Annotated in this window: 19 protein-coding genes; 1 reads left to right on the forward strand and 18 read right to left on the reverse strand. The window is 38.1% G+C overall.

Annotated features, from left to right (window positions below):
• Positions 1 to 41 precede the first annotated feature (41 nt).
• From ACFX4N_RS07185 to ACFX4N_RS07245, 13 genes are all read right to left on the reverse strand, one after another.
• A complete protein-coding gene (locus tag ACFX4N_RS07185; protein ID WP_013056223.1) occupies positions 42 to 782 on the reverse strand; it encodes a DsbA family oxidoreductase in 741 nt (246 codons plus the stop codon).
• 143 nt (positions 783 to 925) lie between these two features.
• Complete coding sequence (locus ACFX4N_RS07190) at positions 926 to 2,182, reverse strand: alkaline phosphatase (protein ID WP_192100627.1); 1,257 nt, start codon at positions 2,180 to 2,182, stop codon at positions 926 to 928.
• Between the two features lie 140 nt (positions 2,183 to 2,322).
• Entirely contained in the window at positions 2,323 to 3,303 is a 981-nt protein-coding gene (locus ACFX4N_RS07195) for a DUF3231 family protein (RefSeq protein WP_098287248.1), read from the reverse strand.
• Between the two features lie 253 nt (positions 3,304 to 3,556).
• Positions 3,557 to 3,784, reverse strand: a complete 228-nt coding sequence (locus tag ACFX4N_RS07200; RefSeq protein ID WP_013056220.1) for an HAD family hydrolase — start codon at positions 3,782 to 3,784, stop codon at positions 3,557 to 3,559.
• Between the two features lie 18 nt (positions 3,785 to 3,802).
• Entirely contained in the window at positions 3,803 to 4,615 is an 813-nt protein-coding gene (locus ACFX4N_RS07205; protein WP_013056219.1) for a BtpA/SgcQ family protein, read from the reverse strand.
• A gap of 84 nt (positions 4,616 to 4,699) precedes the next feature.
• Complete coding sequence (locus ACFX4N_RS07210) at positions 4,700 to 6,025, reverse strand: GntP family permease (protein ID WP_013056218.1); 1,326 nt, start codon at positions 6,023 to 6,025, stop codon at positions 4,700 to 4,702.
• Positions 6,026 to 6,103: 78 nt separating this feature from the next.
• On the reverse strand, positions 6,104 to 6,820 hold the full coding sequence (locus ACFX4N_RS07215; protein WP_013056217.1) for a GntR family transcriptional regulator: 717 nt from the start codon (positions 6,818 to 6,820) through the stop codon (positions 6,104 to 6,106).
• An 11-nt stretch (positions 6,821 to 6,831) separates the two neighbouring features.
• The gene (locus ACFX4N_RS07220) at positions 6,832 to 7,848 is read right to left on the reverse strand and encodes a sugar kinase (RefSeq protein ID WP_029324178.1); all 1,017 of its coding nucleotides are present in this window, start codon (positions 7,846 to 7,848) and stop codon (positions 6,832 to 6,834) included.
• Positions 7,841 to 8,596, reverse strand: a complete 756-nt coding sequence (gene dagF / locus ACFX4N_RS07225; protein ID WP_377261119.1) for a 2-dehydro-3-deoxy-phosphogluconate aldolase — start codon at positions 8,594 to 8,596, stop codon at positions 7,841 to 7,843. Before dagF ends, ACFX4N_RS07220 begins: the two co-directional genes overlap by 8 nt.
• Position 8,597: 1 nt before the next feature.
• A complete protein-coding gene (locus ACFX4N_RS07230) occupies positions 8,598 to 9,701 on the reverse strand; it encodes a DgaE family pyridoxal phosphate-dependent ammonia lyase (protein ID WP_013056214.1) in 1,104 nt (367 codons plus the stop codon).
• Positions 9,679 to 10,779 carry an amidohydrolase/deacetylase family metallohydrolase gene (locus ACFX4N_RS07235; protein ID WP_057274610.1) on the reverse strand — a complete coding sequence of 367 codons (1,101 nt, stop codon included), beginning with the start codon at positions 10,777 to 10,779 and terminating at the stop codon, positions 9,679 to 9,681. Before ACFX4N_RS07235 ends, ACFX4N_RS07230 begins: the two co-directional genes overlap by 23 nt.
• Positions 10,780 to 10,934: 155 nt before the next feature.
• Positions 10,935 to 11,858, reverse strand: coding sequence for an oxidoreductase (locus ACFX4N_RS07240; RefSeq protein ID WP_192100625.1), 924 nt, complete (start codon positions 11,856 to 11,858; stop codon positions 10,935 to 10,937).
• A 154-nt stretch (positions 11,859 to 12,012) separates the two neighbouring features.
• A complete protein-coding gene (locus tag ACFX4N_RS07245; RefSeq protein WP_013056211.1) occupies positions 12,013 to 12,384 on the reverse strand; it encodes a thiol-disulfide oxidoreductase DCC family protein in 372 nt (123 codons plus the stop codon).
• Between the two features lie 421 nt (positions 12,385 to 12,805).
• On the opposite strand from ACFX4N_RS07245, the gene ACFX4N_RS07250 reads away from it, so the two are divergent.
• Positions 12,806 to 14,029, forward strand: a complete 1,224-nt coding sequence (locus ACFX4N_RS07250) for an MFS transporter (protein ID WP_013056210.1) — start codon at positions 12,806 to 12,808, stop codon at positions 14,027 to 14,029.
• Here the strand turns inward: ACFX4N_RS07250 and ACFX4N_RS07255 are convergent.
• The 5 genes from ACFX4N_RS07255 to ACFX4N_RS07275 all read right to left on the reverse strand — a co-directional run bounded on the left by ACFX4N_RS07255 (position 14,011) and on the right by ACFX4N_RS07275 (position 19,567).
• The gene (locus tag ACFX4N_RS07255; protein ID WP_013056209.1) at positions 14,011 to 14,238 is read right to left on the reverse strand and encodes a hypothetical protein; all 228 of its coding nucleotides are present in this window, start codon (positions 14,236 to 14,238) and stop codon (positions 14,011 to 14,013) included. The genes ACFX4N_RS07250 and ACFX4N_RS07255 overlap by 19 nt on opposite strands.
• A gap of 123 nt (positions 14,239 to 14,361) precedes the next feature.
• Entirely contained in the window at positions 14,362 to 15,573 is a 1,212-nt protein-coding gene (locus ACFX4N_RS07260) for an MFS transporter (protein WP_057274608.1), read from the reverse strand.
• A 103-nt stretch (positions 15,574 to 15,676) separates the two neighbouring features.
• Positions 15,677 to 16,585: a UTP--glucose-1-phosphate uridylyltransferase GalU gene (gene galU, locus ACFX4N_RS07265; RefSeq protein WP_029324171.1), complete on the reverse strand. Its 909-nt coding sequence runs from the start codon at positions 16,583 to 16,585 to the stop codon at positions 15,677 to 15,679.
• Positions 16,586 to 16,631: 46 nt separating this feature from the next.
• On the reverse strand, positions 16,632 to 17,834 hold the full coding sequence (locus ACFX4N_RS07270) for a macrolide family glycosyltransferase (protein ID WP_029324170.1): 1,203 nt from the start codon (positions 17,832 to 17,834) through the stop codon (positions 16,632 to 16,634).
• Positions 17,835 to 18,121: 287 nt separating this feature from the next.
• A complete protein-coding gene (locus ACFX4N_RS07275) occupies positions 18,122 to 19,567 on the reverse strand; it encodes a LysM peptidoglycan-binding domain-containing protein (protein ID WP_377261126.1) in 1,446 nt (481 codons plus the stop codon).
• Between the last annotated feature and the right edge of the window lie 21 nt (positions 19,568 to 19,588).

Here is a 19,588-nt window from a genome sequence, read left to right on the forward strand (position 1 = left end):
AAATAAAAAGCAGAAGCGAAATTTCCGCCTCTGCTTTTTATTTATTGTTGGTTTTTAGAGGAATCAGGAACGGCACATTGACCATCTGCACAAAAGGCATCATCTGCGCCTTCTGGAGAAAGGCTCTTCAAAGCGGGAGTCGGATTTTCTTCTTCCCATACTTGTTGGAGAGCTCCTACAAATGTTTCGATTGGCTGTGCACCTGAAATCGCATATTTTTGATTAACAACAAAATATGGAACACCGCTAATACCATATTGCTGAGCCGTTGCTTCATCACTGCGCACTTCATTTGCGTATGCGTTTTTATCCGCGAGAATTTGACGTGCTTCTTCTCGGTCAAGACCTGCATCTTCTGCAACAGCAACCAGCGTCTCTTTTTCACCTAGATGTTTTGATTCAGTAAAGTATGCATATAAGAGTTTTTCTGTAATGGCTGCTTCTTTTCCTTGAGCTTTTGCAAATTTAGCTAAGCGGTGAGCATCAAATGTATTAGTTGGCTTCATATCGTCAAAATTAAAGGATAAGCCCACACTAGCTGCCTGCTGTCCGATTCCTTCATTTGCTTGCTTCGCTTGTTCAATCGTCATTCCATATTTAGCAGCAAGAGCTTCATTAATCGTTTTGCCAGTATCAACTGGGGCGTTTGGATCTAGCTCGAAGCTTTTAAATTCAACCTGCACATCATCTTTGTGTGCAAATTGCTGAAGCGCTTGCTCTAATCGGCGCTTTCCAATATAACAAAAAGGACAGACAAAATCTGACCATACTTCTATTTTCATCGTGACACCTCTTCAATTCAAGATAATTCTTATCGTAGCATACCTTTGAAGAAACTCCATCATAACTTGCTCACACAAAGCAAAAAACACGGTGTTGATTTACATACTAAGTGTATTAAATCAACACCGTGTTTTTATCTCACTTATTTTAAATTCATTGCTTTTAGAAGAGCATCATGTAAATACGTATTTTCGTATACTCCAGTAAATCTTTCTGAGCCGGCACCCATTGCATTTAAAGGAACGTCTGATGACGTATGCTCTTCAGTTGTCCAATCCGCAACGAACTGCTCTTTTGAATGAGCGATTGCAAATGGCCCATCTTCTTTTGATGCTTCATCTCCACCTTTATCTTTATTGTCTACTTTTTCAAGTGCTAAACCTCCGGTTGCATGGTCAGCTGTTACTAATACGAGAGTGTCTGGGTGTGTTTTAGCATAAGCTTTAGCCATCTTCACCGTATCATCAAGCTGCTTACCTGCTTTAATCATGAGTTCAGCATTATTATTATGAGCCATTTCATCAATGGCTTCCTCTTCTACTACAAGAAAGAACCCTTTTTTATTTTGTGATAGCGTATTGATTGCTTTTTTTGTCATGTCTTTTAGAGATACTTGAGGGTTGTACACATCACCTTGGCCTTCAGGAGCTTGTTGAAACATTTCTTCATTAGCAAACAGACCAAGCAATTTTGTTCCTTTAGCATATTTTAATTCATTTTCGTTATTAACGTACGTATACCCAAGTTTTTGTGCTTTGTTTACTAAGTTTCCTTGCGTTCCTTTGCTTCCTTCAGTTTTATCTTCTGGCGGGGCATCTGGATGTGCACCTTCATTTCCTTTTGTGTACCAATAATCTTCTCCGCCACCTAGAATCACATCTACTTTACTGTTTTCAAGATACTGCTTCGCGATGTCACTTTGAGCACTTCGATCTTTAACATGTGCGCCAAAAGCAGCTGGAGTTGCGTCTGTTACTTGACTTGTTGTCACAAGCCCCGTCGTTTTCCCAGCTAATTTTGCTTTTTCTAAAACTGTTTGAACAGGCTTTCCTTTCATATTTACGCCAATAGCGCCATTATAACTTTTAACTCCTGAAGCCATGGCTGTAGCAGCTGCAGCAGAATCCGTAACAAATGAATTTCCTGAAGATGTATGGACTCTCCCTACTGCCGGCATATCATCCATTGCTAACTTTCCATTTGCTCCTACGGCGGCCAGTCGGATCGCATCACGATGATCGGTACCCATACCGTCTCCAACAAAAAGAATAACATTTTTAGCTTTTTGGTTATTTACGCCTTTAGCTGCTTTAGCATCTGTTGGTGAATTTGTTCCAAATGCCAGCGCTGCTACAGTTACCGCTGATAATACTGCCGCTCCAATTGCACGTTTTTTCATTGTTTACACCCTTTACTGTTTATTATTGACATAACTTAACTGTACACGCAGTCTGTTAAATCAACTTAAATAAAAGGTTAAAGGTGTGTAAAGATATATAAACTTCCATTTACAATGCATGAAAGAGGCTTTCCTTTTAGCTAATCAATACTTGGCGGAACTTCAAGCCAGCCTTTTTTAATCATAATTTCTGTTGCTTCGCTTGCATATTGAAACGCATCTTCTCCTATCAGCATCATTTTAGCCACAATATCTCTTCGAAAACTAAATGCTGCTCCAAACGCCTGACTTCCGATACTGAAGTTACTTAGTAAAATATCGCATGTCAGCATCAAACGATCCGAAAAAGCAGGCGTTTCAGAAGTCGTTATGCTTCCTGTTGAGGCAACAGAAGGTGAAATATCGTCTTGTATAATTATTTCTTCAAGTCGTGTAATAATTTTTTTACTGAGCTCTTTTCCTTTCAAAAAATGCTTTTTCACTTCGGTATCTTTCGCAGTTTGAGAAAAAGCCTTCATTAACTTCATCCCGACAATGTTTGTTTCGACTCCATGATAAATCTGCGCTAGCTCCATCGTATTTAATACTCTTTTGTCCGCAAATACATTTAAGCCGCTCAGATATTTTCTATCCGAAACAAACTCAACGGTAGTTGGCATTGGAATATAGGGTGGGCGTGATAAAATTCCTTTTCTCAATAAGTACTGCGTACAGGAATCGTAGCACTCTTGCGTAATTTTTGTTAAATCTTGATAAAATTTCACCACATCTTCTCTGTAGGCCTTGCCTAAACTTAATGTATACATCCCCATACTAATTTCTTTGATGACACGAAGAAACATAATATCAAATCCGTTAGTAAATAGTTTTGGAGCCTGTACATTTACGTCTTGAGATGAAAGCCCCGTTGGCACTACCGCTCCTTCTTTTTCAAATATTGTTTTTATTTTCCGTATGTATATAATAAGCTGCTCACGCAAGTCCGTCATAATTGTTTTAGCATCTTCATCATCCGCATGTTCAATCATATAATCTAACAAGCAAATAATTAACGTTTTCTGCTGATATGTCATCCACAGCGTCCCAATTTCGCTTGAGGTAATACTAGGTTTGTCAGGCACTGTTACTTCCCTCCGCTTCTTCAGCTTTGTTGAGTACGTCTGCTTCTTTGAAAAGAGAGCATACTCATTGTACATTTACTTATCATTATGCTATCCAACATTCTTTTTTTTATTTAAATCTCTAACAAACAGCTTTTCAGGCAACAAAAAACAGCTCCGATTACAGAGCTGTTTTTACGTTTAATTTGTATAGTTAAGATTCTAATTAATATGAAAAGGCTCGTTTTTTATTAAATCGTTGCTATAATAAAAGTTAATTGACCAGAGAGTTTGTATTCTCCAAATTGGGTGGGGACAGTGAAAATTGCTCTTTTAATATTGTCCATTTTCTTTTAGCTGTTCCTCCAATGAAATTGAGCTGTGTATCCTCATCTACTTCTATTCCCAGCTTTTTAAAGATGTCTTTATTACGGATGCGGTATACAGGTTCACTGTCGACAATTACGCCATCCATATCAAAAATAAAAGCTAATTGATTCATCTTTACCCCTTCTTTCGTTTAAAGATTGTCACGAAAAACTTTTACTTTGTCCATGAATTTTTTTACACGATCAACATCCACATGGTTTTCAAATTTGCCGTCGTATTTAAATGTTGTACCTACAACTGCCCCATCAGCAATAGATAACTGTTCTTTGAAATTAGTGAAATTAACTCCTGTATTAACAAGTAGAATTGTATTGGGAACAGCCTCCTTTACGCGCATTAATAACTGCACGTCCGTCTTGGCCCCTGCTGTTAATCCAGATACACATAGTGCATCTGGTCTATTATTAAATACCGTAGATGCAGCAATACTTTCAATTTCCCGCTCAGCCAAATACGCAGCAGATTCAGGAACAACATTATATAATAATTTAACGTTTTGTGCCCCAATTCGATGCTGATGTCTAATTGTTTCTCCAACGTTGGTATTCCAAGTACCAAAATCACTTGCATATACGCCTGTAAAAATTTCTCTAACAAATTTAGCCCCTGTAGCAGCCGCTAAATCCAAAGATTTCTTAGCATCCCACAATACATTTACCCCAAAGGGCACTTTAATTTCCGACATCAATTCACCTATAATTCGGGCCATCGCAGCTACAGTTTCCGTTTTAACATCCGTTAAATATGGCATGCTAAACTCATTTGAAAACATAATGGCATCCACTCCGCCTTCTTGAAGAGCATGCAAATCCTTTCTTGCCATTTCTACCACATAGTCCATGCCTTTTTCATTATTAAAATATGGATCTCCCGGCAACGGTAACAAGTGACACATAGCAATAATAGCTTTTTCCGTTCCGAGTATTTCTTTTAACCACGTCATATACATTGCCCCCTTATTCTACAAATACTATATTTCAAGTCAACTAGGAAACCTCCTTCCAAAATAATTAGAAGGAGGCAATTTTTAAATAAAAATATCAAATAATAAAACGCCTCCAAAAGCAATAAACGAGAGCAGTGTTTCTAGGACCGTCCAAGTTTTAAACGTCTCTTTTACTGTTAAACCAAGATATTCTTTTACTAGCCAAAAACCTGCATCATTTACATGAGAGAACATTAGTGATCCTGCTCCTGTCGCAATAACCAGCAGTTCCAGATTAACTCCAGACATATGCACAATGATTGGTGAAACAATGCCGGCGGCTGTTGTTAATGCAACGGTTGCTGATCCTGTAGCAATACGAATTAATCCTGCTACCATAAATGCTAAGACAATAGGAGAAAGCGATAATTGCTCAGACATTTGAGCAATTGATGTACCTACACCGCTATCAATTAAAATTTGTTTAAATCCCCCTCCAGCTCCAATAATTAAAATAATAGATCCGACCGGAAGTAAAGACTCTTCCACTAATTTTTTAATCACATTTTTCTTCATTCCCTGACGCATGCCCAAAAGATAAAATGCGGCAAAGCAAGAAATTAAAAGTGCGATGACAGGACTGCCGATAAACACAAAAAATTTAGTTAAAAAGCTAGAAAGCGGTATATACGGAGCCATAACAGATAACACCATTAATAACACAGGTAATAAGATAATGAAAAATGAAATACCTGTTTTAGGTAATTTTTTAGATGAAGTGCTGACACGAATTAATTCAGGTTCCCCTTCAGGAATCACACGTTTATGCACCCATTTTGCGAATACGGGACCTGCTACTATTGCTGCTGGAAGAGCAATAACCAATGAATAGAGCAAAACTCTTCCTAAGTCTGCATTATATATTCCAATGGCTGTCATCGCTCCCGGGTGGGGGGGAACAAGACCGTGTACAATCGATAGTCCTGCAATTACAGGTAGTGCAATTAATAGAATATTTTGTCTTGTTGTTTTATGAATAGAAATTACTAACGGCAGTAAAATAACAATTCCGACTTCAAAAAAAACCGGAATGCCTATTATAAAACCAGCAAAGAGCATCGCCCATGGCAACTTTTTGATTCCAAAAAACCTAATGAAAAACTCCGCGACCTGCATGCCAGCACCTGAGTCTGACATCATTTTTCCTAAAATCGTTCCAAGCGCCAAGATTCCAACAAGGTGACCTAAAACACTGCCCACTCCTGTTTCATAAGCTCCCACAATTTTGTCCATCGAAAGCCCTGACATAATAGCCAGAAATAAACTGGCAACGGTTAAGCTGATAAAAGCATGCCACTTCCACCAAGAGACTCCTAATACAACAATAACAATTGCTAGGCATGTCACAAGCAATAGATACATATCCATACTAAATTCCTCTTTTCCCCCATTTAGTAAACGCTCTCATTTTTCAGGCGAAAAGAATATGTATTCTTCTCGCACTTCTTAAATATCGTAATTCACAATGTATTGCTGCATCTCTGTATTATAATAGCCCTCACTGTATTCGATGATATTTCCTTCTTCATCATATGAATATCGTGATCTTTTTAATAGCGCTTCTCCGGCCTGCATATTTAGTCTTTCTCCTACATAAGAATCAGCTTTTGCAACAGCAAACTGATCTCGAAATTTCTCCAATGAAATATCCTGTTCTTCAATCAAATCGTATAACGATTGTGCATTTAAGTGTGTTAATTCTATCCCTTCCATGCGCTGCATGGTTAAATAATGCGTGTAATGAATATAAGGTTCATTATCTAAATAGTAAAGACGTTCTATTCGAATGCATTGCTCACCGAACAGCGTATATAAAGTTGTTTCTGGTGCATTTTCAATTGTCTCTGCCCCAAGCAGCCTTTTTTGAATGATATGCCCTTTTTCCACCAACACTTCGGTAAAGCGTTTTCCTTTTGACAGCCTTGAAATGGATGTATTTCGAATAACTTTTGTTCCTTTACCGCTTTTTGTTTCTAAATATCCATCTTTCACAAGTTCTTTGATAGCATTTCGAACCGTAATTTTACTTACTTGAAATTCCTCTTCCAGCTGCGGTTCAGAAGGAATATTTGTTTGAATGGGATACACGCCATGCAAAATTCGATCTTTTAAGATATTTTTTATTTGCAAATACAATGGTCCTTTTTTTCGAGATACGTTCACTATTACATCCTCTACCTTTCTACATCGCCTACTGATTCTGTCATCGCTTTTTGTATATCATACTGAGATGACATAGGAGTATCGCCTACGATTGTATGAGCAAGCACTCCCGCTGTTACAGCGAATGCAACAGTTTTTTCTGCTGAAAAGCTCTCCAACTCGCCATATAAAATGCCGCTTGTATAGGCATCTCCTGCGCCTATTCTATCATAGACAGAAAAAGTAATCGTATCAGAAAATGTAAATGTATGATTTTTATATATAAAACCGCATAAAGAGTGCTTATTGTCCTTATTAATAGATCGGTGCGTGCCGGCTACGACAGAAAGGCCGTATTTCTTTGCTACCTTTGGAATTAGTTTCATCAGCTGCTCTCTTCTGCTTGCTTCTTCTGTTTCCATCTTAAGAATGTGCATAGCATCTTGTTCATTCATCATTACGATATCTGCAAGGTACAGCATATCTTCATAATGAGGTTTTGCGTTTTCATATCCTCCATCTCCCCATAGAGACGGACGGTAGTTACAGTCAAATACGACCGTACCACCGCGTTCTTTTACCGCTTTGGCAAAGGATTTCATATGGGACCGGACGGAATCATTCATTGCCAGAGAGATTCCGCAAAAATGCACCACATCTACTTTCTCTGCAATATTCTCAAAATCATATATGCCTTCAGGAGCTCTGTTGAAGCTGCTTTCTAAACGGTTGGTATATGTAACCCGGCTAGACCGGGACCCAAATCCATTTTCTAAAAAATACATACCGACATGTTTTCCGCTGCGTTTAATAAATGACTGTGAAATACCTAACTTTTTAAGATAAGATAAAGCCGCATCTCCCACAGCATTATCCGGTAAAGCAGAAATCAAATATCCCGTATATCCGAAGTTAGCTAATCCCGCCGCTACATTTACCCCTGTACCAGAAAACGAATAGCTTAATGTATTAGCTTGAGAAAGTAATTCATATCCTGGTACTTGTAAACGCATCATTACCTCGCCAAATGCTGCAAAATTCTTAGCCATGCTGATCAACTAACTTTTTCATCTTTTCAAGTAACTCACGTACATCATCTACTTTTGTCTTTTCTGTTTTTTGGTCAATAATTGACGAATAGACATGTGGAATAATCTTTGGGACGTCCGCTTCCAAAGCAATACGCAAAATTGTTTCAAAGTTTTCTTTATCAATTCCGCCAGTTGGCTCTAGAGCGAATCCTTCTTCGCCGCATGCTTGTGCCACAGCTCGGAATTCTTCTTCATGGCTTAACCCTTTCATAGGAAAATACTTGAGCGCGTTGCCTCCCATGTCACGTACTAGGGCAATAGCCGTTTTTACCGGTACAATAGCTTGTTCATTATGCGCTGCACTAACTGGACCAGTCGAAATATTTACGTAGCCGACTTTTCCAGTTGGGGACACTAAACTATTAATCCAGCTATCCTTTTCACCTAGATTAGCACGTGTTGCTCCAACAGCGGGAAATACTTGATTAATATGACTGCCAGCATAGTTCTTTGCAATTTCTGCTACTACAGCTGCCTGACGATTGTCTCCAGCCCCTAAACCGATTGATACTGCTTCTTCAATTTCTTTTCCGTATTCTTTCATTGCTTTTACTGCTTCTTCGACAGTAGAATAATCCTTGGATAACACGCCTACTAAGACATGCCCTTCTGCAGCCTCAAATACTTCTTTGGCATTTTCGATACTGTTTGCTAATACGTTTAACGCTACGCGCTCTTTATAAAAACGTTTTGTAATGTTTGACATGTCACTTTCCTCCTACAATTTCGCGTATTCTAGACTCAATTACATGTATATCGTCGCCCTTTAAAGGTCTGGGATCGATGTCAAAATATCCTTGTCTTATCCCATAATCGCGTGTATAAATAGCAATTTCACCTTCACACAACTCTTTTACAACCTCTTTCGCAGTTGTATTAGCCCGTTCTGGACTGATTTGAATTCGCGCACGGAATATAGCTCGACCTGCTTCATCTTGTACAATTGTCACATTCACGCCTTCTATATCTTTTAATGACATCAATGCTTGTAAACTTTCTTTTTCTTGTTCACTTTTATCTTTTTTCTCGCGATACTCATCAAGAGCTTGAAGTAATCCAAACGTTGTTTCCTTACCAACTTTCATACTTCTTCCAATGCAATGTAATTGAACTTTCAACCATTCAATGTAGTTACGTTTACCACCAACAATTCCAGACGTTGGACCTTCAATTGCCTTTGAACCACTATAAATCGCAAGGTCTGAGTATTTTACATACTTTTGAAGGTCTTCTTCTGCCGCGGCATCCACAATCAATGGAATATTATTCTTCTGTGCAACTTCCCACGCTTCTTCCACAGAAATCATATTTTTTTGAACAGTGTGATGAGACTTCACATAAAGGATAGCAGCTGTATTTTCGGAAATCGCTTCTTCAATATGAGTTGCTCTACCCTCATTAGCATAGCCAACTTCAATAAGCTTTCCGCCACCTAAATAAACCATGGTTTCAACTGGGGCCCCGTACTGTACGTTATGACCTTTCAGCATAATAATTTCATTTTTTGAGATGACTTCTTGATGAAGGCGCTCGCTTTTACGGCGGTTTCCTTGTGTAACAAGAGCAGCAATAGAGAGAGCAATTCCACTTGAAGCTGAGTTAACAACCACAGCTGCTTCTGATCCTAGAATGTCAGCAATATAGTCACCTGCTTTATCAACTAAATCAGCAATCTCAACGTAATTTTGTCCTCCTTGCTTCATTGCATCCATTACTGTATCAGTTGGTGCTGATACTCCTAAGATGCTCATTCGGCCGCTCGCATTAATTACTCGTTTCAAGCCATATTTAGCATTCAATGAACGTTCCATTTACAACTACTCCTTTTGCTTTAATTATTTGCTTACCTTCTCTCTGCTCTCCTTCGGAATCAATAAACAGAACAGGCTCGTCTTCTATAGTAAAGAGAGTTAAATTGGCACGGTCTCCAACTTGTATCCTTCCTAACTCGGGTCTGTTAAGCCATTTTGCCGCATTAACAGTAACACCATTAACTACTTCTTCAAGACTGTATCCTAAATAAAGAAATTTAGATAATACATGAGCTAAGCTATATACAGGCCCATTTAGTCGGTTCTTCCGATAAATATCTGTACTGATTGTATCGAATTTAACATTATGCTTTTTGGCAGCTTCTGCTACTTGAAACGAAAAGCTTGCATTTCCATGCCCTACATCCAAATGAACACCTCGTTGGATGGCCTCCATTAGGAGTGGAAGCGGCTTTCCTTCATTATCAAATAGATTATTAGCTTTTCCATTCAAATAGTGAGTAATAATGTCTCCTTTTTCTAGAATCGAAACAACTTCCTCAATAGCAGGAGGGCCAGATCCGATATGAACCATTAATGGAAGTGAAATTTCACTAGACATTTTCCGAGCAAAATATAAAGGCTCAATACCCCTTTTACCTACTACACTTTTACTTATACGGGCTTTTAAACCTACAATAATGCTTCTATATGCTTTCATGGCTTCCAAAATTTTTTCCGCTTTTAGCCACTCCATATTTGAAAGCTCATCTGTGCGTTTTAGACCAATACGCGAAATATTTAAAAACGCTAACAAATTAGTTTTTGCTGCATATTGGCTTTGAACTAAATCTGCTATTTGATCAGCACCGCAGCTACCTGCATCTACAAGTGTTGTTACTCCTTGTTTCACTCCTATCTCGTCTATCTCATCTCCATACGGCTCGAAATCTGGAAATGCATGAACATGTAAATCAATCCATCCGCTTGATATGTAGGTTCCTGAGTAATCATAAACAAGCGGTGCTTTTCCTTCACCAGCTTTTGCTATCTCAGAGATTTTTCCATTTTCTATAACAATATCAAACTCTTTTTCAGTGACCGATTTGACATTCCGTAATAGAAACCGATTCTCCATTTCGTTCACTCCCCTTATGATGACGCTTACACTAATGTTAATTATTTTTCTGCTTTTACAAATGTAGAATAACATAAAGAATTAAATAAGTAAATATAACGTTATAATGTTTTAATTCAAAAAAAAGATAAAAAGCGGCCAATAGCCGCTGGTTTTTACCTTTTCTTGAATATATATGTCACTTTTGTTAACTCTTCCGATGCGCTCCATAGTTTTTCCGCTACGTCCGCTTTAAATAAAACATCTCCCATCATATCTTTTACAGGATATCCTTTTTTAGCATCTTTTCCGTCTGGCCCAATATACGCACCTCCTTCTATTGATTCAGTGGCTACATAAAGAGTAGGCAGCGCGCCCATTTCTGCAGATTGACTAAATAGCTTGACTAAAAATTTCAACAAAGCGTTTGGCTCTTTGCCCGAACCGCGTGATAATAGGTTAGTATTCGAAATGCCTGGATGCACAGCGGCACTAATTGTCGTTGATCCAGCTGCTTCTAAGCGGTTTTGCAATTCTTTTGCAAACAACAGGTTGGCGAGTTTACTTTGTCTATAGAACTTCATTGGACTGTAGCCTTTTTCCCCGTCTAGATTATCAAAATAGATTTCTCCAGAATTAGCAGCTATACTGCTTACCGTTACGACTCGTGAATGTGGAGTTTCCATTAGCAAAGGAAGAAGCAAACCCGTCAATGCAAAATGCCCTAAATGATTACAGCCAAACTGCAGTTCAAATCCATCTTTCGTTTTGCTGTGAGGCGGCACCATCACGCCTGCATTATTAATGAGAAGATTCAAAGACGAGTATTGTTGAAGAAATTGATTGGTGAAATGTCGAATAGAGCTCAAGTCACTGAGATCTAATGACATAATCGTCACTTTAGCATTCCCGTTAGCCGCTTTAATTCTCTTTTCAGCCTCTTTCCCTTTTGCTTCATTACGTACAGCAAGAATGATTTCTGCTCCGCGCGCAGCTAGAACCTTTGCAGCTTCAAATCCAATACCGCTGTTTCCTCCCGTTATAAGGGCTGTTTTTCCCGTTACATCGGGCATTCGTTCAGCTGTCCATTTTGTTATCATATAAGTTCTCCCTTTCAGCTATAGCTGTTTTTCTAGAATTTACGCGTCTAAGTCACACTAAATTAACGTTTTTTTAAAATTAAGGTATGTATAAAGTATAATGTCTTCAAAACAAAAGGAACAAGCTTTTTCAAAGCTCGTCCCTTTTATATGTTTATGTGGTTCGCGGCGAATCGTAGCGTCCAAACCAGTCGTATCGGTTTGTGGAGACCCATTTGTATAGCGGACTGAACGCTTTCTTCATCAATGGTAAATGCAGAAGTACGCCGATTGGAAATGTAAGAGGCAAAACAGTTAAAAGCCGTCTAACCGTCTCAAATCCTGCTAGCACTTCACCTTTTTTGGTTACCATATGAATTTGGTCATACAAATCCCTTCCTTCTTTTTTTAAATAACTATACTCTGTTCGTTCAATGTATTGAACTGGAATCCACTGGATTTGGTTCGTCCAGTCCAGCGCTTTAATTATTTTTTTTACGTTGTAACATAAAGGACATTCCGCATCAAAAAATACTTTGTGCTTCATTGTTTCCACCTTTCTTCCTTTGTTTATTTTTCCTTAGTTTATAAATACCCTTTTCCCCTTTTTAATAACCACCATTAGGAGGCATTTCTTGTATAGCCTGGCTTTAAAGCGAACATTTTTTGTGGGGTTTCTTTAGTGAAGCCGCGAAAGAAGACAGGATTTTTTTTATAAGATATCACTTTTTTGGTTTAAAGCGCTAAAAACATGTTAGAATAGATTCCATATTGATTTAAAGCACTAGATGCACGCATTTAGTCACATACTAAAAAGAACTGAATGAATCCAATGATAAAAGGTAAAGGTAATGTCTTCATAAACTTATCATGGAAGTAGGTTTATAAATGACGGAGAAAAAAGGAGAAACAGGTGATTACTTTTATCCATTTCATATAAGCTTTATTTACGTAAGGATGTGTAAACGATGAAAAATAAGTACATGCTGTCAGCTTCAGGTATGTATATTAACTACTTTCTACTTGGCATGGTAAATATCATGCTTGCATCAAATATGTCATTTTTGACAAAACAATTAAATACCGACGGCGCCGGAATCAGCTATATTATTTCTGCTATCGGAATTGGAAAGCTGCTTTCATATTCTCTATCAGGCATCTTGTCTGATAAATTCGGACGAAAGCCTTTGATTCTTGTTTCGTCTCTGACGATGGCTATTTTCTTAATTGGCATTCCATTATCGCCAAATTATCCAACAGCCTTTATCTTTGCCATTATTGCGGGTATTGCAAATTCTGCTATGGACGCTGGAACGTACCCTGCTTTGATTGAAGTTTTTCCTAAATCTTCAGGTTCAGCCAGTGTTCTTGTAAAAGCATTTATTTCAGCTGGAGCGGCACTTCTTCCGTTTATGATTGCCTTTTTTGCGGATCGTGATTTGTTTTATGGGTATGCTTTTTTCCTTCCGGCTCTTATTTATTTACTAAATATGATCTTTATGTTCAAACTGCCTTTTCCCAATCATAAACGCGAACAGAGTACAGTTCAACAACAAAATACAGCGGAGAATAAATTCATCTCTCCTCCTAAAATGAAACAAGAAGGAATTGCTCTTATTGTGATTGGATTTACTTCTACAGCGCTGTTTACAGTGGCTCAAATTTGGCTCCCTACTTATGGTCAACAAGTATTAGGTATGGCTGAAAGCAGCTCGGTTCGCCTTTTAAGCTACTACAGCATCGGAGCTTTAATCTCTGTTTTAGTATTAGCTGTATTATTAAGCAAAGTGCTTCGTCCTGTAACGGTTATTCTCGTTTACCCGATGATTACTCTTATAGCCGTACTTACGCTTTTGTTTGTTAAAGTACCTACTATTGCAATTGTAGCTGCTTTTTTCATGGGGTTTTCTACGGCTGGGGTCTTTCAATTAGCGATTACTGTTATGACCGAGCTTTTCTGGAACAAAAAAGGAACGGTTACTGGAATTGTAGCCACGGCTGCTGGATTAGCTGCTATTTTATTGCCTTTAGCAACAGGGCTCATGTCTAAAACTGGGCATATTTCAATTATCTTTATCTTTGATGCGATGCTTTCAGTAGTAGGTATGGCAGCGGCAGCTTTTGTTAATTACCGCTACCGCAAAATTTTAAATAAAAATCGCAGAGAACAAATTCAAGAAACAGCCTCATAAAAAAAGAGGCTGGACATACCGAAATGAATCCAACCCAAAGACGAACAATCTGGATACATGATCTGGACTGCTTGCTCGAACGCTGTTGCTTTCCGTGCAAGGCTTCGCTTTCCGCGGGCGGCCGATGAGCCTCCTCGTCGCTTGCGCTCCTGCGGGGTCTCATCTGTTCCGCTGTTTCCGCAGGAGTCTTCGCCTTGCCCTTCAACCAACAGCTAAAAGCACCTGCGTTCATCATGATTATAAAAAAACACGAACTATTTATCCATTTTTGATAGATAGTTCGTGTTTTAATTTAATGAAACTACTTTTTTTTTCACCTTCTTCTTAACTTTTCAACTCATTTCCTCAGCTGATTTTTGCTTCATAAACAAGAACATCACACCTGAAATAACCGCGAAAACAGCTAAAATGTAAAAAGTAGAAGGCAGCGGAATCACGCTGACTAGCGACCCCATAGCTAAACTGCTGACAACTGCTGAAGTTTGTATAGCCGTCATATATGCCGTTGTGGCTAGTCCAATTTGACGCGGAGCCAGTGACTGAGCATACACCATTCCCACTCCCATTGTAGCGGACAGAATAAAAGCATAAAATACTTGAAGCACAATTAACCCACTCAGCGGTAAATGAAGACTCGTTAAAATAAAATAAAGCACTTGGCAAGCAATTCCAATGATAAAGAATCGTTTAACTCCGATCTTATCAGAAAAATAGCCCCCTAACGGCATAAATACTAGCTCAAAAACAGATGTAACGGTAAAGAGAATCCCTACAATCGAAACGGATTGTTTTAACGTATCCGTTATGTAGAGCGGCAAATACATAGAACGCCCGGAATCACCCGCAAAAATGAAAAGAGCTGCTACGAATACAGCTATTAATACAGAAGGTATACCGGCTGGCGCTTTTGAAGATGCATGAGCTGAAGTTTGAGGCATACTGTCTTCTTTAAGCGCAAAAAGAACCCACCCTAAAGTTGCTAGCGATAACAACCCTGATAATAAAAATAAAAGAGTATACCCTCCGTGGTCAATAATTAAAGCGCCAAGCATAGGTCCAAAAATATAGCCTTGTGAAAAAGCCATTCGCACGGTACCAGTAATCGTACCTGCCTGCGATTTGCTTTCTTGCTTTTTAACAATAAAATCATTCAGCAGGGCAAAGAAAAAAGAAAACGCATTAAACCCTCCTATAGCAAGTAAAATGAGTGCTATTGTATAAGAATGCGTAAACGCTAACGGCACTCTTGAAATGGTCCCAATCAGTAACGCCCAAATAATAAATGGCTTTCGTTTCCCCCATTTGTCTGATAACGAAGCTAAATAAAACGATACGATTAAACCAATAATGCTCATTGGCACAAATAAAAATCCTGCTTGAAAAGAAGTGGCATGCAATGTATTTGTTGCCCAAACCGTTAAATAAGGCATAAAGCCGCCAACAGATAATCCAATAATAAATAATGAAATAAAAATCGTTAGAAAATCCCGGTCTGTAAATACAATCTTTATGCCTGATACAAACGAATTTTCTGTTTTCGACATAAACTCATTTCAACCCTTTCTATCCAGCTGTCAAACGTTCAATTTCCGCAAAAAAATGCACCTTTCTTCCAGAAACAGTAGAAGAAAGGTGTGTAAATGAAGGTTATTTTCCAATTGGTACAGCAATTTTTTCTTTTTGTTCTTCCTTGTTGATCAGCTCTTTGAATTTAGTTAAAAGAGGTGCTTTTAATTCTTCATCCTTTAATGCAAAAGCAAGGGTCGTAAAAATAAAATCTAATTTTTCTCCTGCATCATAACGTTCGCCCTCGAATTCGTAAGCATAAATAGAACGGTCTATATTCATACGCTGAATAGCATCCGTTAGCTGAATTTCCCCGCCTTTTCCAGCTTCCTGCGTTTCAAGATAATCAAAAATGTCAGGTGTAAATACATAGCGTCCAATAATTCCTAAATTAGACGGAGCTTCTTCGACTGATGGTTTTTCTACAAAACCATTCACTTCGTATAACCGGTTTTTATTTGCTTTTGGATCTATAATCCCGTAACGGTGAACGGATTCTTCCTCTACGCGCTGTACGCCGATAACCGACGATCCCGTTTGGTTATACTGGTCAATCAGCTGTTTTAAACAAGGCTGGTCTGGGTCTGTTAAGTCATCTCCAAGTAAAACTGCAAACGGTTCGTTTCCAATAAACTGTCGAGCACAGCCAATTGCATGGCCAAGGCCCTTCATTTCTTTTTGACGAACGTAATGAATATTCGCTAGTTCAGAGATATGCTCCATTTCTTCTAATAGTTCAGTTTTTCCCTTTTGATGAAGCAAGTGCTCCAGTTGGATATTATGATCAAAATGATTTTCAATTGCTTGTTTCCCGTTTCCTGTAACAATTAAAATATCTTCGATTCCTGATTTTAAGGCTTCTTCTACAATAAATTGAATTACGGGCTTATTTACAATTGGAAGCATTTCTTTTGGGATAGATTTTGTAACGGGTAAAAAACGAGTACCTAACCCTGCTGCTGGTATAACTGCTTTTTTTATAGTCTGCATATTATATTTACTCCTCTCTGTTAGTTATCTAGCTGCCTTACATCTATTACGCTTTGACAGGCACCACATTGAAAATTTCTTTCACTCCTTGCTTGTATCCTCCCGCTGAGCGAAGTGATTCTCCAATTTGTTGTGCATGCTGTTTATATGTGTGAGTAGTTAAAACGTCGTTAACTGTATTTTTGATTAGCTCAGCAGATACATTGTTTTTATCTAATTTTACACCTGCTCCTAACTCCTGCACGCGATCGCCAACCATAAATTGATCCACTGCCATTGGAATAACGACAAGGGGCGTATCGTAGTATAAACCTTCACTGCTGCTGTTCATTCCGCCGTGAGTAATGAATAAATCCGCACGTTTTAAAATTTCTAGCTGCGGTACGTATTGTTTCACAACGAAGTTTTCTGGAATGTGTGCTAATTCTTCAGGTTTTGTATTTTTACCAATAGATAAAATAACTTTACCCTCAAAATCTTTTAATGCTTCTACACATAAGTTATAGATTTCTAGCTGCTGATTAAAAATAGTTCCCATAGAAACAAAAATAATTTTTTCATTTTCATTTTGTAAGTAAGAAGGATCTTCAATGTCTAATCGTTTAACAATTGAAGGACCAATAAACTTGTACTCACTCGTAAATTCAGATACGTTTGGCTGAAAGAATTCTGACGTAAATACTAGCGTAATATCCCCTGGATTCGACATAATGTCAATGGAATCTTTTAACTGAGTATTATATTGGTTGTTGAACTTATTTAATGATTTTTCGAATTGAGGATAAAAGGAAGATTGGTCAGGTTCTGTTTGACCACTTGGCATCATACAAGTTGCTAACTCTTTATTTAACGCAAATGTTGTACAAAGAGAAACCTTCGGAAGCTGAAGAAGGTCGGCCACAGCGGAACCTGCTAAAAGGTGATAATCATAAAGTACATAATCATATGTTTCATGTTTCGTTTCACTCATAATTTTAGTAATAATATTTTCAGATTCATTTAAAAACAAATTCATTATTTCATAGCGGTCATAAGACTCTTCGTTTGTCATCCGGTTGCTCATATCAAGACTTGGACGAAAATCTTCGTATTCACGAAATTCCGCGCCTGATTTCCGAATTTTTTCAGCATAGTCTTCAATGCCGTAATAGACGACCTTTTCCCCTTGAGCCATCAACTCTTTTACAATTCCTAAAGAAGGATTCACATGCCCTTCACCTGGAAAGCCTATTACTAATACTTTTCCCATAACATTCATTCCTTTCACTTAGTTAATAATTAAATCGCTTAATTGTTCATTTAGTAAATTTATTGTATAGAAACTGAATTTACTATAAATTATCTTTATCGTAAAGTCATTAAGCGTTTTCAACTAAAAAAAGGTTAAATAGGCTCATTTTGGAATATAGTTATAAACTAACTCAAGAAAAACAAATATTGTAAAATTTATCTTGTTTGTAAATAGATGTATACGCTTCATTATGATGCAAATAAAAAACACACCTCACTAAATCAAGCAAGAGGTGTGTTTTTTATTTAAAAGGTGTATAACTCCCATATATCTGAGGTTTCTGAACCAATATACCAAGCTGCCGCCCCACCTAAATGATAGTCATTAATTAATTTAACCCGACGCTGCATAGATGCTTTGTCTTCGAGCCATATTTGATGCTTCGTACCATTTTCCGTGTATTCTACATAGTACTGTGAGGCTTGGCTATCCCATTTTTTAGTTAACTTTTTAGAAGAGATAACAGCTTCGGCTTCTTTCATCGTTAAGTCTTTTGTGACAACTTTTTTGGTCGATAGGTCCGTTTTCCATTCTCGCGTATAAAAAGGAACTCCCAGAAGGATTTTGTGTGCAGGTACATCTTTCATAAGAAGTTGTATGCCTTCTTTCACCCAAGGCAGTGAAGCAACAGATCCTGGAACCTGACTTCCTCCCCAGTGTTCTTCATATCCCATCATAATGACATAGTCTGCCACTTGACCAATCTGTTTTCTATCAAAGCTTCCCGACCAAAAAGGATCATTATTTTCTCTTGTTACGTCTACTGAAATAGTCATACCATGAGGTTTTAACGCTGCTTTTAATTCCTTAATAAATAAAACAAAATCTTGTTTGTTTTTGATATTAATGTTTTCAAAGTCAACATTGATCCCATCGCTGTTTGTTTTTACTAGCGAACTTTCTACTGATGATACAAGCTTTTTCCGCTTTGCTTTGTTGCTTAGTACATCACGTGTAAGTACATCATCAAAATTGTTACCAATAAGCGGCCAGACTTTTTTGCCGTTTTTATGAGCCGTTTGAACATATGATTCATTTATAGAAGATGAAACAACTTTGTCATTCGACGTTAGCGTAAACCAACGAGGTGAAACAACGTCTAAATTCTTTTGCTTCATCGATTCTGTATAGCCTGCTGTTTTTTCATTAAAGCTCCAACCCATAACTACAGGCTGATGCTTCTTTTGCGCTAAATCAGATTTTTTGATCCAGCCCTTTTCCCCTTCCAAAAGCTGTACTTGTACATAGTAATCAGGAATAATAAGCATTTGTCCGGGCTTAATATTTGTTGAGGATAGCTGATTTAACTTTGTTAATTCATTCGCTTTTACACCGTACTTTACGGAGACTTTCCAAAGCGTATCTCCTGATACTACTTTATGTAACAAGCCTTTTGGTGGTATTTTCAGCGTTTGCCCTGGAATCAGCTCTGTCTTTTTTAGCTGATTTTGTTTTATTAGATCACTGACTGTTACACCGTATTGCTTAGCTAGTAGCCATAGTGTATCTCCCGGCACTACCGTATGAGTAGTAACCTGAGCTGAATCTCCAGCTTCAGATGAAATGACAGGAAATTCTTCTCCTTTTTTCACTGTCTGCATAACAGAAGAATGTAAGGAAGGAGAACGATATACGTTTACGTTGTCACCTTTGACAGTGCCCACTGAAGAAGCAGCGGCTCCTTTACTCATCGGGGCCAATCCTCCACTTAA

The sequence above is a fragment of the Priestia sp. YIM B13551 genome, assembly GCF_042787905.1.
In the GTDB taxonomy this organism is placed as follows: Bacteria; Bacillota; Bacilli; order Bacillales; family Bacillaceae_H; genus Priestia.